This window comes from Kitasatospora sp. NPDC023385 (assembly GCF_055664045.1).
The window spans coordinates 272,898-286,752 of the sequence record NZ_JBVOOL010000006.1 but is presented as its reverse complement, the minus strand read 5'-3'; the positions used below and the strand labels follow the sequence as shown (position 1 = coordinate 286,752).

The window sequence follows — 13,855 nt, the reverse complement described above, 5'->3', positions numbered from 1 at the left end:
GAGTTGAAGATGACCACTGTCGACCGCGGGCCCGCCGCCGCAGCGGGCGTTCCGGTGCCCGAGCACGTCCGCGAGACGGCCCGGCTGGCCCCCGACCACTGGATCGGCGTGGTCGATCCCGTCTGGGGGGACGGGCAGGCGCCGCCGGACTGGGCGGTGGTCGGGCACTGGCGCTCGGACGAGGACGGCGCGACGGAGGAGTTCCGCCCCAACCCCGACTACCGGCCCTCCCCGCAGGCCCTCGGCTGGGCCGAGCCGACCGACCCGGTCGACGAGGCCGTGCAGCTCGCCGCCACCGGCTACGGCCCGGGCGGGGACGTGCTCGACCGCCTCGCCACCGCCCGGGTCGCCGTCCCCGTCACCCCCGACGGACACCCGCTGACCGCCGTCGACCCGGCCGGCGCGCCCGTCGTCCTGGCCTTCACCGCCGGCGACCACTGGGCGGCCGCGGGCCGCCTGGGCCACGTCCTCCTCGACGCCCGCGAACTGCTGGACCGCCTCCCCGCCGGCCACGGCATCCTGCTCAACCCGACCGCGGACGCCATGCTGACCGTCGACCCCGACGCCCTGCGCGCGATCGCCCCCGCCGCTGCCCCCGCCGCTGCCGCTGTTCCGGACGGGGCGGAGCCCGCCCTCCCGGACCCCGCGGAGGCGGAGCACGGCGGCTGGGAGCCGGAGGCGGCAACGGCCGAGCCGGCAACGGCCGAGGCGGACCCGGCCGAGGCGGACCCGGCGGACCCGGACGTGACCGAACCGGACGGGACCGCCCCCGTCGCGGAGGCCCCGGCGGCGGACGTGCCGCAGCCGGCGGTCGAGGACGCGATGGCCTCCGTCCTCGCCATCCCCACCGTCTCCGGACCAGGGGCCGGGTGACCACGGCGCCCGCCTCGCCCGCCGCGCTGCGGGCCGGAACCCGGCCTCCGCGGGCGACCGGTTGAACCCCGAGCGCCCTGCTGTCCGTGAGTACTTGAGGGACGGTTCCGTCATGTCGTCGATCACGTGATCGGTCACGTGATCGGTCAGGTGACCGGTGAGGCCGGGCGGGCCGTTCCTCTCGGTGTCGTCGTCGAGGGCCAGGGGGCCTGAGTGGGCAAGGAACGGAGCGGACGGGAACGTCAGCCGGAGGGCGGGGGCATCCAACTGCCCGCCGTGGCCTGGGCCGTACCCGAGCCGGTGAAGGAGAACACGCCGCCCGCGGCGGCCGCGGCCGCCGCGCAGGCACCCGAGGCGGTGGGCGCCGCCGGGGCGGCGCCGGAGGTCGAGGCGCCCCAGGGCGCCGGGGCCGCCGCCCGGGCCGCCGGGGCGCCCGCCGGGGTGACCGCCGTGGCCGGGGCCGAAGCGGCCGGGCAGGAGTCCACGGCCGAGGCGGCGGGCGGTGCGCGCCGCATCCCCAAGCCGATGGTGGCCGCCGCGGTGATCGCGGGCCTGGTGCTGGCCGGTGTTCCGCTGGGCATCTCCGCGTTCGGCGGGGACGGCTCCGGCCCGCACGGGGCGGACGGGCCGCCGCCCGCCGGGTACTCGCAGCCGGACGGCGGCGGTGACGGCTACGTGCCGGGCGCCGACGCCCCCGGCAACCCGCCCGGGGACCAGCCCCTGCAGCCGGGTCAGCCCGGTCAGCCCGTCCAGCCGGCCGGCGCTGCGGCGCCGGGGGAGGGCAGCGTCGTCCCCGCGGCCGCCGGCGCCGCCGCCGCTGCCGCCCTGCCCGGCGCCGTGCCGGCCCCCGGTGGCGGCCAGGGCGCCGCGCCGGGCACGGGACGCCCCGCCACCGGCGGCGCTCCGGCCGGCCAGGCGGCGCCGCCCGCGGCGGGCCAGGGCGGCGGTCAGGGCGGCGGTCAGGGCAGCGGTCAGGGCGCCGGCGCGCCGCAGCCCCAGCAGCCGCCCGCCGCCCAGCAGCCCCAGCCGGGCCAGCAGCCCGCCCCGCCCCCGGCCAAGGCCCCCCAGCCGGCGCCGCCCCCGCCGCCCACCTACAACGCCGTCGCGGGCCCGGGTTGCGGAGGCTCCACGTCCATGCAGCTCATCGGCTGGTACGACAACGGCCAGGAAGGCTGGCGCAAGAACTCCGGCGGCTACACCGGCGACGGCTGCAGCGGCGGCTTCACCTCGGTGCCGATGTCCGGCGACGCGAACGACGACAAGAGCAACTCGGTGGTGTGGACCTTCAACACCGGCTCGCTCTCCACCGGCACCTGCCAGCTGTCGGTGTACGTGCCCAACGGGGACCTCAAGGCGGTCGGCGGCGCCCCGACCTACTACACCGTGCAGAACAGGACCTTCCCGGTGAACCAGGTCGCCAGCCGGGGCCAGTGGGTCTCGGCCGGGTCGTTCCCGCTCAGCGGCGGCAAGATCGCCGTGGTGATGCACAGCCGGGGCCTGGACTGGAACGGCGGCACCAAGACCTACGCCCACCACGCCGCCTCCGCCGTCAGGGCCAACTGCACCGGCTGACCCCGGCCCCGCCCGCCCCGCCGGGCACCGCGCACCGCAGCCCCGTACCGCAGCCCCGCACAGCAGCCCCACCAGCACCACAGCCACGAACGACGGAGGAGAACGCCCCATGACCCGCCATGTGCTGACGGTCTGTGCGGAGCAGCGCGACGGCGGCTACCGCACGATCGGCGCCGCCCTGGAGGCGGCCCGCAGCGGAGCGGTGATCAGCGTCCGCCCGGGCCGCTACGAGGAGAACCTGGTGATCACCAAGATGGTGACCATCACCGCCGAGGAGGCCCGCGGCAGCGTGCGCATCTCCCCCCGGCGCGGCGCGGTGGTGCAGGTGGTGGCCGAGGCCGTCCAGCTCACCGGGCTGGTGCTCCAGGGGCAGGACGAGGAACTGCCCACCGTCGACGTCCCGCGCGGCCAGGCCGCCCTGGAGGACTGCGAGGTGGCGGGCAACTCCTGGACGGCCGTGCTGACCCGCCAGCAGGGCTCGCTGGCGATGCGCGGCTGCCGCGTCGTCAACCCGGCCGGGGCCGGCATCGTCGAGACCTCGACCGGCACCAGCGTGATCGAGGACTGCATCATCGAACACCTCGGCAGCTCCGCCGTGGTGATCGGCGAACGCGCCAACCCCGTCGTGCGCGGCTGCGTCCTGCGCGACGCCCGCGGCAACGGCGTGTGCGCCAACGGCGAGGGCCGCGGCTCGATCGAGGACTGCGAGATCTCCGCCACCGACAAGCCCGGCATCGCCCTGGAGGAGAACAGCACCACCCGGGTGCTGCGCACCACCGTCCGGGACGTGTCGATCGGCGTCTACGTCTCCTCCGCCGCCGAGGTGCTGCTGGAGGACTGCACGGTCAGCGCCACCCGCAGCCACGGCGTGGTCCTGGCCAACGGCACCGACCCGCTGGTGCGGCGCTGCCGCACGGTACGGACCCGGGGACACGGCATCCACGTCACCGGACGCTCCCGGGGCCGGTTCCAGGAGTGCGAGGTGGCCGGCGCCGAGGCGGCCGGGATCCTGGTCGACGAGTCCTCCAGCCCCGTCCTGACCCGCACCGCGGTCGGCGACAGCGCCGGCGCCGGGGTGGAACTGGTCGGCGAGAGCGCCGCCGAGTTCGACCGGCTGGAGGTGCGCGGCGCCACCGGCGCCGGGGTGAGCGTGCGCGACGGCGCCAACCCGCTGCTGCGCCGCCTGGACGTCGCCGAGGTGCGCGGCCACGGCGTCGAGGTGCTGCGGGAGGGACGCGGGCGGCTGGAGTCCTGCGTGCTGTCCGCCACCGGGCGGGCCGCCCTGCGGGTCGCCGACGGCGGCAACACCCAGGTCGGCGGCTCCACGGTGCGCGGCGCCGCCCCGGCCGCCGGCACCGGGGCGGGGGGCGCGGTCACCGGCGTCGAGATCGGCCCCGGCGGCGTCGCCTCGCTGCGCGACTGCGACATCGCCGAGTGGAGTGGCGAGGGCGTGCTCGTCGAGGACGGCGGCGAACTGACCATGGCCCGCGCCCGGGTGCACGGCAACCGCCGCCACGGCGTGCTGCTGGGGCCGGGCGGCCGGGCCGCGCTGACCGGCTGCGAACTGACCGACAACGCCGGCGACGGGCTGCGCGTGGACTCCGAGGAGCCGGTGCGGATCACCGGGTGCACGGTCGCCGGCAACCGCGGCTCGGGGCTGCGGCAGACCAGGCCCAGCGGCCGGCTGTCCGTGCAGGATCTGACCAGCCGGGACAACGGCCGCGCCGACAGCCACGGCAGCGCCAGCGCCGGCGCCGAGGACGGGCCCGCGGCGCCCCGCCCGGCCGGCCCGCCCGACGACACCGGCCTCGACGCCGAGAGCCGGGCCGACGGCGCCGGGGCGGCCCCGCACCCGGCCGCCGCCCCGCCGCCGCCCGAACCGGAGGGGCCGCAGGCGGCCCTGCAGGCGCTGGTCGGCCTGGAGGGCGTCAAGGAGCAGGTGGCCACCCTGGTCAACCTCAACAAGCTGGCCCGGCGCCGCGAACAGGCCGGCATGCCGGCCCTGCCGATGGGCCGGCACCTGATCTTCGCCGGGCCGCCCGGCACCGGCAAGACCACCGTCGCCCGCCTCTACGGCGCCATCCTGGCCGAGCTCGGCGTCCTGCGCAGCGGCCACCTCACCGAGGTCGCCCGCGCCGATCTGGTGGCCTCCATCGTCGGCGGCACCGCGATCAAGACCACCGAGGTCTTCCAGTCGGCGCTCGGCGGCGTGCTGTTCATCGACGAGGCGTACACGCTGTCCTCCGGATCCGGCGGCACCGGGCCGGACTTCGGCCGCGAGGCGATCGACACCCTGGTCAAGCTGATGGAGGACCACCGCGACGACGTGGTGGTGATCGTCGCCGGGTACTCGGAGGAGATGCGCGACTTCCTCGGCTCCAACCCCGGCCTGGCCTCCCGGTTCAGCCGCACCGTGGAGTTCCGCAACTACTCGGCGGAGGAACTGGTCACCATCGTCGAACGGGCCGCCGCCGCCCACGGCTACGAACTGGACGCCGCCGCCGTCGACGCCCTCGGGGCGCACTTCACCCGCATGCCCAAGGGCGCGGACTTCGGCAACGGCCGCGCGGCCCGCAAGGTGTTCGAGGAGATGGTGGACCGCCAGGCGTCCCGGCTGGCCGAACTCGCCGAGGTCACCGACGCCGACCTGCCGCTCCTGCTGCCCGAGGACCTCGGCGAACAGGCCGCCCGGGCGGACGGGCGCGGCGCCGCCGGCGAGGCCGACGGGCGCAGCGAACTGCTGGAGCGGCTGCGCTCGATGGTCGGCCTGGCCGCCGCCAAGGAACAGGTCGAGAACCTCGTCAACCTGATCACCCAGGTGCGCCGCCGCGAGGAAGCCGGCCTGCCCACCGCGAAGATCAGCCACCACCTGGTCTTCGCCGGGCCGCCCGGCACCGGCAAGACCACCGTCGCCCGCCTCTACGGCGCCCTGCTCGCCGAACTCGGCGTCCTGCCGGACGGCCAGCTCGTCGAGACCGCCCGCGCCGACCTGGTCGGCCGCTACATCGGCCACACCGCCCAGCTCACCCGCGACGCCTTCGAACGCGCCCGCGGCGGCGTGCTGTTCATCGACGAGGCCTACACCCTCACCCCGCGCGGCGGCGCCGCCGGCGGCGACTTCGGCCAGGAGGCCGTCGACACCCTGATGAAGCTGATGGAGGACCACCGCGACGAAGTCGTCGTGATCGTGGCCGGCTACCAGGAGGAGATGCAGGGCTTCCTCGCCTCCAACCCCGGCCTGGCCTCCCGGTTCACCCAGCAGATCGCCTTCGACCACTACAGCGCGGAGGAACTCGTCACCATCGTGCGGGTGCAGGCCGAGGAAGCCGGGTACGTCTGCGCCCCCGAGACCCTCACCGCGCTGGCGCAGCTGTGCGAGGCCGTCCCCCGGGACCGCAACTTCGGCAACGGCCGCTTCGCCCGCCAGACCCTGGAGGCGATGGTGACCCGCCAGGCCGGGCGCCTGGCCCGGCTCGACATCGGCGACGTGTCGGAACTGAGCCTGCTGCTGCCCCAGGACATCCCCGCGCTGCTCCAGGGGAGCGGCGTGTGACGGGCGCCCGCGCCCGCCGCGCCGGGCGGACCCGGCGGGTCGGGCCCGCCCCGGCGGTGGCCGCCGTGCTGTGCTGCGCCGTCCTGCTGACGCCGGCCGCGCCCGCCGGCGCCGCCACCGGCCCCGGCACGCCCGCCGCCACCGGCACGCCCGCCGCCCCGGGCCAGGCCCGCCCCGGGGCGGGCCCCTCCGGCGGCGCCGACTCCGGGGCCCTGCCCGTGATCGGGCAGACCAAGGCGACGGCCGCCGGGGACGGCTGCGTGAAGCCCTCCGACAAGGACACCGACCGGATGCCGTGGGCCCAGACCTTCCTGCGCCCCGAGTCCGCCTGGCAGCTCAGCCGCGGCACCGGGGTGACCGTCGCCGTCGTCGGCTCCGGAGTCGACCCCGCCGCCGGCGTCCTGGGCGAGCGCCTGACGGCCGGCCCGCGCGAGTACGGCACCGGCGCCTCCACCCGCGACTGCGTCGGCCACGGCACCTTCCTCGCCGGCCTGATCGCGGCCCGCCACCAGGACGGCACCGGCTTCGCGGGCATCGCCCCCGAGGCGCGGATCCTGGCCGTGGCCGTCACCGACGACAACGGGAACACCACCGCGGCCCTGCTGGCCAAGGGCATCCGGGACGCGGCCGACGGCGGCGCCCGGGTGATCGCGGTCGCCCTGCCCGTCCAGGCCGGCAACGAGGACCTGGCCGGCGCCGTCCGCTACGCCGACGGCAAGGGCGCCCTGGTGGTCGCCCCGGCCGGCCCCGACCAGGGGGGCGGTGGCGCCGGGCCCGCCCAGGGCGGCGGCCAGGCCCCCGCCGAGGTCCTGACGGTGTCCGACCTGGGCCCGAACGGCGCTCCGCCCAGCGGCGGTTCGGACTCCGGCGGCTCCGGCTCCGGATCGGGATCGGTCGCCTCGGGCGTGTCCAGGGTGTCCACGGTGTCGGGTGGGTCGGGGGTCTCGGTCGCCTCGGGCGGTGGCGGCGGGGCCGGGCGCATCGACCTGGTGGCCCCCGGCGACGCGATGATGAGCGTCGGACCCGGCGCCAAGGGCTACTTCACCGGCTCCGGCCCCAGCTTCGCCGCCGCCGTGGTGGCCGGCACCGCCGCCCTGGTCCTCGGCTACCGGCCGGACCTCGGCCCGGCCCAGCTCAAGGACCGCCTGACCTCGACCGCCTACCACCCCGGCACCCACCTGCCCGACCCCCGCCTCGGCTACGGCACCGTCGACCCGATGGCCGCCCTCGCCGCCCCGGCCGCGCCCGCCACCCCACCCCCCTCCCCGCCGGCGCCGGCCGCCGCCGCACTCCGACCCCCGCCCCCCGACCCCGCCGCCCACCAGGCCGTCCTGACGGCGGCCGCCGTCCTCACCGGCGTCATCCTGGTCACCGGCACCGCCCTGGTCTGCACCGCCGGCCGCCGCCGCGCCTGGCGCCCGGGCCGCTGGCAGGCCTGAAAAGCCGCCGCCCGGGCCGTACCGGGCGGCGGGCCCTAGCAGCCGACGCCCGCGGGGCCGAGGCCCATGCCCTCGGCGACCAGGCCGGCGAGTTCGCGGTAGGCGCGGCGGGTCCTGGGGCGCAGCTTCGCGGGGTCGAACGCCGCGCCCAGGGCCAGGTGTTCGTCGAAGGGCAGGACGACGGCGGCGCGGCAGCGGCTCTGGAAGTGCCGCACCAGGTCGTCCGCCTTCACCATCCGGCCCGTGGTCCGGACGGCGGAGATCAGGGTCACGCTGCGCTGCGCCAGCGGCCCGTACCCGTTCGCGTACAGCCACTCCAGGGTGGTGTCGGCGCCGCTCGCGCCGTCGACGCTGGTGGTGGCCGCGATGACGAGCTGGTCGGCGAGGTCGAGCACGGCACTGGTGGCGCTGTGCAGCAGGCCGGTGCCGCAGTCGCTGAGGACGATCGGGTACTGCCGGCTGAGCAGGTCGACGAGCCGGCGGTAGTCGTCGCCGCCGAAGCTGTTGGCGACCGCCGGGTCCGGATCGTTGGCGAGGACCTCCAGCCCGCTGGGGGTCAGCGAGGTGAAGCGGCGGATGTCCATGTAGCCGGTGATGGCGGGCTCGGCCGCCAGCAGGTCCTGGACGGTCGCCGCGCTCTCGCGGCGGATCCGCCGGCTCAGGGTGCCGGTGTCGGGGTTGGCGTCGACGGCGACGACCTTGTCGGACCGGGTCTCGGCGAGGACGGACCCGAGCGCCAGCGTCGCGGAGGTCTTGCCCACACCGCCCTTGAGGCCGACGACGGCGATCCGGTAGGAGCGGTGCAGCGGGGTGCGGATGACGGCTTCCAGGCGCCCCCGGTCCCGTTCGCCCCGCCCCAGGCCCAGCCCGCGCAGGCCCCGCAGCGCGGTGAGGGCGGCGGGCGCCTGGGCGGCCGCGGGCGTCTGGGCGTTTGCCGGCGCGGGGGCGGCCACCGGCGCCGGGAGGGCGGGCGCGGGCGCGAGGGCGGGGGCCGGGAGGGCAGGTACGAGGGCGGGGGCCGGAGCGGGCGCGGCCTGGAGGAAGGCCGGGGGCACGGGCGGTGCCTGCACGGGGAGCCCCGGCGGGGCCGGCCGCGCCTCCGGGGGCACGAGTACCGTCCCCAGTGCGTCCAGCGGCCGGCGCCACTCCGCCTCGGGCACCAGGAAGGCCTGCCGCCCCGGGGGAGGGGGGACCGGCCCGTAGGCGGGGGCGAGGTCCCAGTCCGGGCCTTCCGCCAGCCGCTGCACCCGCTCGATGACCGTGTGGTCGCCCGCCACGTTCCCGCCTCCTGTCGCCCGCGTCGGCTCCGGCCCCCCGGGCACCGGCAACCGTCCTCCACCAGCCTCAACGGCCACGGGCGGCGGCTCCGTTCAACCCGGCGCCCGCGTTCCCGCACCGGCAGCCCGCGCCGCTCAGTGGCTCAGTGCGGGTGGCCCAGGTACGGGAAGGCGGGCAGCAGGTCGGTGTGCGGGCCGATCCGGTCGGTCGACACCGTGCCGTCGGTGAGCATCGTCAGCCGGGCCGACGTGACGTCGTCGGTCAGCGTGCGCCCGTTCGGGTAGCCGGCCGGGCGGGTGCGGTCGTAGCGCAGGATGTCCGGCAGGACCATCCGCAGCTGCGCCTCGGCGGCCTCCGTGGTGTACCCGCCGAAGTGCTGCAGCTTGGCCGTCCACGGCTCGCGGTACCGCTGCCAGTCCTCGGCGGGCTCGCCCGTGTTGTACGCCTCCTTGGCGTCCTCCTCGTTGAAGTACGCCGTCAGCGACGGATGCGCGCCGCGGTCCACCGACACCAGCCGGCCGTCCTTGCGCACGCTCACCCGCGCCCACACCCCGATCTGCGGCGCCTCGCCGAACTCCGCCTCGGGCGCCTCCAGCACGATCCCGAACACGTTCTTGTCCGCGCCCCAGTCCACCCCCGTCCACTGGAACCCGTGGACGATGCCGTCCAGGTCGGCGAAGAACGGGTCGCTGCGCAGCCCCGCGCTCACCCGGTACGGGCCCGCCTCCACCACCGCCGGGGAGCCCGTGAAACTCACCGGCGCGCCCGACACCAGCGGCTCCCCGGTGGCCTCGTGCCCGCGGGCCCCCTCGGCGGTGGCACGCCGCACCGTCATGGTCTGCGCGCCGTCCACCGGTTCGGAGAACGTGAAGCTGAAGGCGATGTCGGCCCGGTTGTCGCCGTCGGTGTCCACGTTGATCCGGTACACCGCCTCCGGGTGGAAGGCCTGACCGCCGCTCGGCGCGACCGGGTTGACGTTCATGATCAGCACGGTCCGGCCCGACTCCGGCGAGGCGAAGGCGAACAGGTCGGTCAGGTCCAGCCGCGCGTCACCGTCGGGAGAGCGCAGGTTCGGTCCGCTGAGATGGTGCGACAACGTGATCTCCGGCTTCGAGTGCTTCGTACGGACGGCCCCCGCCTGCGGCCATTGCTAGCACGCCCACCCGTCCCTAGCCCGCCCGCTGCGCCGCGCGGGCTAGGGACGCGGTGGGGCCGGGGCCGGTAGTACCGTGCACGGATGAGCAGCCGCCCCGAGGACCCGGCAGAGAGCCGTACCGCGACGCGCACCTGGCGGGTCAGCGAGAGCGCGGGCCTGGAGACCGCGTGGATCGAACTCGGCCCCGCCACGCTGAGCGCGCGCGGCCGGGTCGCCGCCGCCGATCCCGCGCCGTACTGGCTCACCTACCAGCTGGAGACCGGCGACCGTTTCACCACCCGCCGCATGCACGTCACCGCCCACACCCCCGACGCCACCCGCACCCTCGACCTACGCCGCGACGAGGCCACCGGCCGCTGGAGCGTCGACGGGGAGCCGCGCCCCGACCTGGCCGGCGCCCTCGACTGCGACCTGGGCCTGTCCCCGCTCACCAACACCCCGCCGGTGCTGCGCCACGCCCTGCACCGGGGCCCGGGCGAGCAGAGCTTCCTGATGGCATGGATCCGGGTGCCCGACCTGGCGGTCGTCGCCTCCCGCCAGACCTACACCCACCTGCGCCGGCACGGGGACGGCCGGGCCACCGTCCGGTACGCGTCCGGCGACTACCGCGCGGATCTGGTGCTGGACGCCGACGGCCTCGTCGAGGACTACCCGGGCCTGGCCCACCGGATCGCCTGACGCCTCAAACGGCGGGGTGGCGGCCCGGCCCGTCGGTGCGGCGCTGCCTGGCCCGGTGGGCGACGGCGGCGGCCGTCGACGTCCTGGAAGCCCCCGAGGGGAGCGGCGGGCAGGGTCTGGGAGGCGGTGTCCTTGTCGTTCGTCATGGGGGAAGCTTCCAGCCCTGACGTAGCGTCAAGGTCAAGCCGGATGCGCCGGCCGGTTTGCGCGGGTCACTCGTGGGCGCTGATCTCGCCGCCGGCGGTGAGCACGATGTAGATGCCGTTGGCGACGGCTCCCTGGTCCTGCTGGTTGGCGTCCAGCGTGGCGTCCACGGAGTTCTCGTTGCCGAGGATCTGCGCGCGGTAGTGGAGTTCGCCGACCTTGGTGACCTTGGCGGTCCAGCCGCCCGCGAGCTTGAAGGTGCCCGGCCCCTGGTGCCCGCCGCCGATCCAGGAGTGGACCGTCCCGTCCAGCGACAGCACGACGAACATGCCGTTGCCGTCCAGCCCCGCGTCGGCGTCGTGGGTCTCCAGCGTGGCGAGGACGTCACCGTTGTGGACGATCCTGGCGCGGTAGTTCTGGTTCCCGAGGTCCTGCACCTCGGCCGTGCTGCCGTCCACCAGGGGCTGGCTGCGGCCCGACGGCTTCCCCTTGGCCGTGGTGGCCGGCGCCGGCGCGGTGGCCCGGGGCGAAGCGGGCGCGCTGGGCGGCACGGCCGGCGCGGCGGTGCCCGGCGCACCGGGGGCACCGGGCGCACCGGGCGCGCTGGTCGGGGCGGCGGGCGTGCTGGGCGTGGTGGCAGCCGGGGCGGTGGCGGCGGGCGCGGCGGGGGTGGTGGCGGCGGTGGTGCTGTGCGCGTCGGACGTGGGGGAGCAGGCGGTCGCGGCGGGGACGATCAGAGCGGCAGCCAGGACGGTGCCGGCCAGCGTGCGGACGGTGGACGCGCGGCGGGTCGTCGAGAGGGACATGCGGGGGTCTCCTGAGCGCAAGGACGGGTGGGGGCGCGCGCATTGCCCGTCCCCTCGCGTGCGGGAACCGCGAGGCTGATGCAGCGGCGTGCACGATCGAACCTAATGCGAACAGTCGACGGAATGGAGCATTCCGTGTCACCGGACTGCAACGCCCCGGGCGGTGTGACCTGCCGTGGAACCGCGTTCTCCGCGATCCGCCGAGGAGTACCGGCTGGTGCCCAGGGGCCGCGTCGCCTCAGCGCCGCAGTTCGTAGTGGACGAAGTCGGCGGTCGCGCAGGTCGGGACGAAACCGGCCCGGGCGAGGACGCGCCCGGAGGCGGGATTGGCCGTCCGGTGCTCGGCGAGCACGCGCGGGGGAAGCGCGCCGGTGAGGAACTGCCGTACGGCGGCGGTGGCGTAGCCGTTGCCCCGGGCGTCCGCGCGGACGAGGTAACCGAGCCGCCCGGTGCCGCGGTCGGCGTCGAGCCGGAGGCGGACGACGCCCAGCAGGTCCCCGTCCACGTCGATGCCGCGGACCAGGAGGGCGGGGGTCGTCGCCGCCTCGCGGACGTAGGCGAGGGCCTGGGCACCGCTCATGGGGCCGAACCACAGGTCCGTGGGGGAGCCGCCGTTGTAGACGCGGCACACCGACTCGGCGTCGCCGTCGGCCAGTTCACGCAGCCGCAGCCGCAGTCGCGGCACCGGCCCGGAGCGGGGCCCGGTGTCAGGCGCCGAGGAGGAGACGGAAGACCTGGTTGTAGATGAAGAAGCCCCCCGGCTGGCCGGGGATCGGCTGCAGGTTGAAGGTCTCGGCGAATTGCAGGGGCTTGTCGAAGGCGTTGTCGACGGCGATGGCGCCGGTCACCGTGACCAGGACGCCGCCACCCGGCGCGGGCTGGGCGTCACTGGCGGAGACGCTGTGCTTGACGACGGCGAGCTCGGGCTTGGTGATCGTGGCGACGATGTTCGCCTGCCCCTGGGCCTGGGCGCCCTCCCACGTCAGCATCGACTCCGGGCGGTAGAGGCCCGCCAGGCCCTTGCGGGCGGCGTCGCCGCCGTCGAAGGACGTGTAGTAGTGCTGGACGAATGCGCTCGCGACGCTCATGAAATCCATGCGGCGGAACGTAGCATTCTGATCACGGTCGGTGTCCGCTTTGGCGCGTATCCGGCGCACCCGGCGCGGTGGTGTGGTAGGCGCGCAACGACGGTGACTTCCCGTGCCCACCGGGCCATCGGCCTTGCCCTCAAGCGGACTTGAGCTCCTAGGGTCGGCGGCATGATCTTCACCGAGACAGAGCGCACGTACCTCGCGGCCAAGCCGCTGGCCCGCCTGGCCACCATCGGCCCCGACGGCTGTCCGCAGGTCCGCCCGGTGGGTTTCCGGCTCAACGACGACGGCACCATCGACATCGGCGGGCCCGACATGGCCCGCAGTCGGAAGTACCGCAACGCGCAGGCCCGTCCGGACGTCTCCGTGCTGGTGGACGACCTGGCGGCGGCCGACGACCCGGTCGCGCCCGGCTGGGGGCGCGGTGTCGAGATCAGGGGCCGGGCCGAGGTGCTGGCGGTCGACGTGCCGCCGGTGGCGCCCGACCGCTTCAGCAGGGACATCGTCCGCGTGCACCCTCGCCGGGTCATCACCTGGAACCTGGAGGCGCGGGGGAGCGCCGCCCGCACCGTCGGGTGACGCGCGGCGGCCGCCGCGCGCGTCCCGGTGCCGCCCGGCCGACTGCCGGGTGGCACCGGCGTGTCCGGGACTGGCCTGTTCGGCGCCGGCGTCCGTGTTCGGCCGGTGTGTTCGGCGCCGGCGCGTGTTCGGCACCGGCGTGTTCGGGTGTTTCAGGCCCGTTCGGGTGAAGCGCGGCGGGCCTGGCGGCGCGGTCGTGGCCGGCCGGCGCGCGGGTCGCCGGTGGCGACGGCCGGGGCGGGCGTGCGCTCCGCCGTTCGGGCGGCCGCCGTGCAGGTGCAGCCGGGGCGGCCGCGGCAGGGCGGGCGGCGTGCGGGTCCGGTCCGTGCGCCCCGTGTCGGCCAAGGGCGGTCCCGTTTCGGCCGGGGGTGCCCGCCCGGGGCGCGGGGGAGCCCCTGCCGCGAGCCGGGTTCCACAGGTCCCTCACAGGAAGTGCCCCCGGTGAGGGGGTGTGGGAGTGTTCGACGCGACCGTGCGGACGGCGTGAACGGCGTGAACGGCGAGACCGGGGCGATGATCCGACCGGCACGTGCCGGGTCGGTGGCCGCGCTCTCCTGCCGGTAGCGTGCCGGGCGCTCGATGGCGTTCATCACTCTTCCCGCTCCCGGTGGCCGCTCCGATGCCCGGCGACTACCCTTCACCAGCGGAAACGATCGAAAAACACCGAAATGGCATTCGATATATCC

At 76.3% G+C, this 13,855-nt stretch carries 11 protein-coding genes; 6 read left to right on the top strand and 5 right to left on the bottom strand.

Going from position 1 to position 13,855, the window contains the following annotated elements; all coding sequences use genetic code 11:
- Positions 1-9: 9 nt before the first annotated feature.
- The 4 genes from AC0B61_RS12945 to AC0B61_RS12930 all read left to right on the top strand — a co-directional run bounded on the left by AC0B61_RS12945 (position 10) and on the right by AC0B61_RS12930 (position 7,437).
- Complete coding sequence (locus AC0B61_RS12945; RefSeq protein WP_471740699.1) at positions 10-873, top strand: type VII secretion system-associated protein; 864 nt, start codon at positions 10-12, stop codon at positions 871-873.
- 213 nt (positions 874-1,086) lie between these two features.
- Positions 1,087-2,445 carry a hypothetical protein gene (locus tag AC0B61_RS12940; RefSeq protein ID WP_471740698.1) on the top strand — a complete coding sequence of 453 codons (1,359 nt, stop codon included), beginning with the start codon at positions 1,087-1,089 and terminating at the stop codon, positions 2,443-2,445.
- A gap of 109 nt (positions 2,446-2,554) precedes the next feature.
- Positions 2,555-5,998, top strand: a complete 3,444-nt coding sequence (locus AC0B61_RS12935; protein ID WP_471740697.1) for a right-handed parallel beta-helix repeat-containing protein — start codon at positions 2,555-2,557, stop codon at positions 5,996-5,998.
- On the top strand, positions 5,995-7,437 hold the full coding sequence (locus AC0B61_RS12930; RefSeq protein WP_471740696.1) for a S8 family serine peptidase: 1,443 nt from the start codon (positions 5,995-5,997) through the stop codon (positions 7,435-7,437). The genes AC0B61_RS12935 and AC0B61_RS12930 overlap by 4 nt, the downstream gene beginning before the upstream one ends.
- A gap of 35 nt (positions 7,438-7,472) precedes the next feature.
- Here the strand turns inward: AC0B61_RS12930 and AC0B61_RS12925 are convergent, their stop codons facing one another.
- Both AC0B61_RS12925 and AC0B61_RS12920 read right to left on the bottom strand, forming a co-directional pair.
- Positions 7,473-8,714 carry a MinD/ParA family ATP-binding protein gene (locus AC0B61_RS12925; protein WP_471740695.1) on the bottom strand — a complete coding sequence of 414 codons (1,242 nt, stop codon included), beginning with the start codon at positions 8,712-8,714 and terminating at the stop codon, positions 7,473-7,475.
- A 143-nt stretch (positions 8,715-8,857) separates the two neighbouring features.
- Complete coding sequence (locus AC0B61_RS12920; RefSeq protein ID WP_471740694.1) at positions 8,858-9,811, bottom strand: DUF4331 family protein; 954 nt, start codon at positions 9,809-9,811, stop codon at positions 8,858-8,860.
- Positions 9,812-9,952: 141 nt separating this feature from the next.
- Here AC0B61_RS12920 and AC0B61_RS12915 point away from each other — a divergent pair, with 141 nt between their 5' ends.
- Positions 9,953-10,549 carry a putative glycolipid-binding domain-containing protein gene (locus AC0B61_RS12915; protein WP_471740693.1) on the top strand — a complete coding sequence of 199 codons (597 nt, stop codon included), beginning with the start codon at positions 9,953-9,955 and terminating at the stop codon, positions 10,547-10,549.
- A 212-nt stretch (positions 10,550-10,761) separates the two neighbouring features.
- Here AC0B61_RS12915 and AC0B61_RS12910 read toward each other — a convergent pair whose 3' ends face one another.
- From AC0B61_RS12910 to AC0B61_RS12900, 3 genes are all read right to left on the bottom strand, one after another.
- Positions 10,762-11,499 carry a hypothetical protein gene (locus tag AC0B61_RS12910; RefSeq protein ID WP_471740692.1) on the bottom strand — a complete coding sequence of 246 codons (738 nt, stop codon included), beginning with the start codon at positions 11,497-11,499 and terminating at the stop codon, positions 10,762-10,764.
- 238 nt (positions 11,500-11,737) lie between these two features.
- A complete protein-coding gene (locus AC0B61_RS12905; RefSeq protein WP_471740691.1) occupies positions 11,738-12,184 on the bottom strand; it encodes a GNAT family N-acetyltransferase in 447 nt (148 codons plus the stop codon).
- 22 nt (positions 12,185-12,206) lie between these two features.
- Positions 12,207-12,596, bottom strand: a complete 390-nt coding sequence (locus AC0B61_RS12900; protein ID WP_471740690.1) for a nuclear transport factor 2 family protein — start codon at positions 12,594-12,596, stop codon at positions 12,207-12,209.
- Between the two features lie 162 nt (positions 12,597-12,758).
- Here AC0B61_RS12900 and AC0B61_RS12895 point away from each other — a divergent pair, with 162 nt between their 5' ends.
- Complete coding sequence (locus AC0B61_RS12895) at positions 12,759-13,169, top strand: PPOX class F420-dependent oxidoreductase (protein ID WP_471740689.1); 411 nt, start codon at positions 12,759-12,761, stop codon at positions 13,167-13,169.
- The last annotated feature ends 686 nt before the right edge of the window (positions 13,170-13,855 follow it).

Excerpts from the sequence above, each read along its gene's own strand:
- AC0B61_RS12945 (WP_471740699.1), top strand. The coding sequence starts at position 10 with ATGACCACTGTCGACCGCGGGCCCGCCGCCGCAGCGGGCGTTCCGGTG.
- AC0B61_RS12935 (WP_471740697.1), top strand. The coding sequence starts at position 2,555 with ATGACCCGCCATGTGCTGACGGTCTGTGCGGAGCAGCGCGACGGCGGC.
- AC0B61_RS12915 (WP_471740693.1), top strand. The coding sequence starts at position 9,953 with ATGAGCAGCCGCCCCGAGGACCCGGCAGAGAGCCGTACCGCGACGCGC.
- AC0B61_RS12910 (WP_471740692.1), bottom strand. The coding sequence starts at position 11,499 with ATGTCCCTCTCGACGACCCGCCGCGCGTCCACCGTCCGCACGCTGGCC.
- AC0B61_RS12900 (WP_471740690.1), bottom strand. The coding sequence starts at position 12,596 with ATGGATTTCATGAGCGTCGCGAGCGCATTCGTCCAGCACTACTACACG.
- AC0B61_RS12895 (WP_471740689.1), top strand. The coding sequence starts at position 12,759 with ATGATCTTCACCGAGACAGAGCGCACGTACCTCGCGGCCAAGCCGCTG.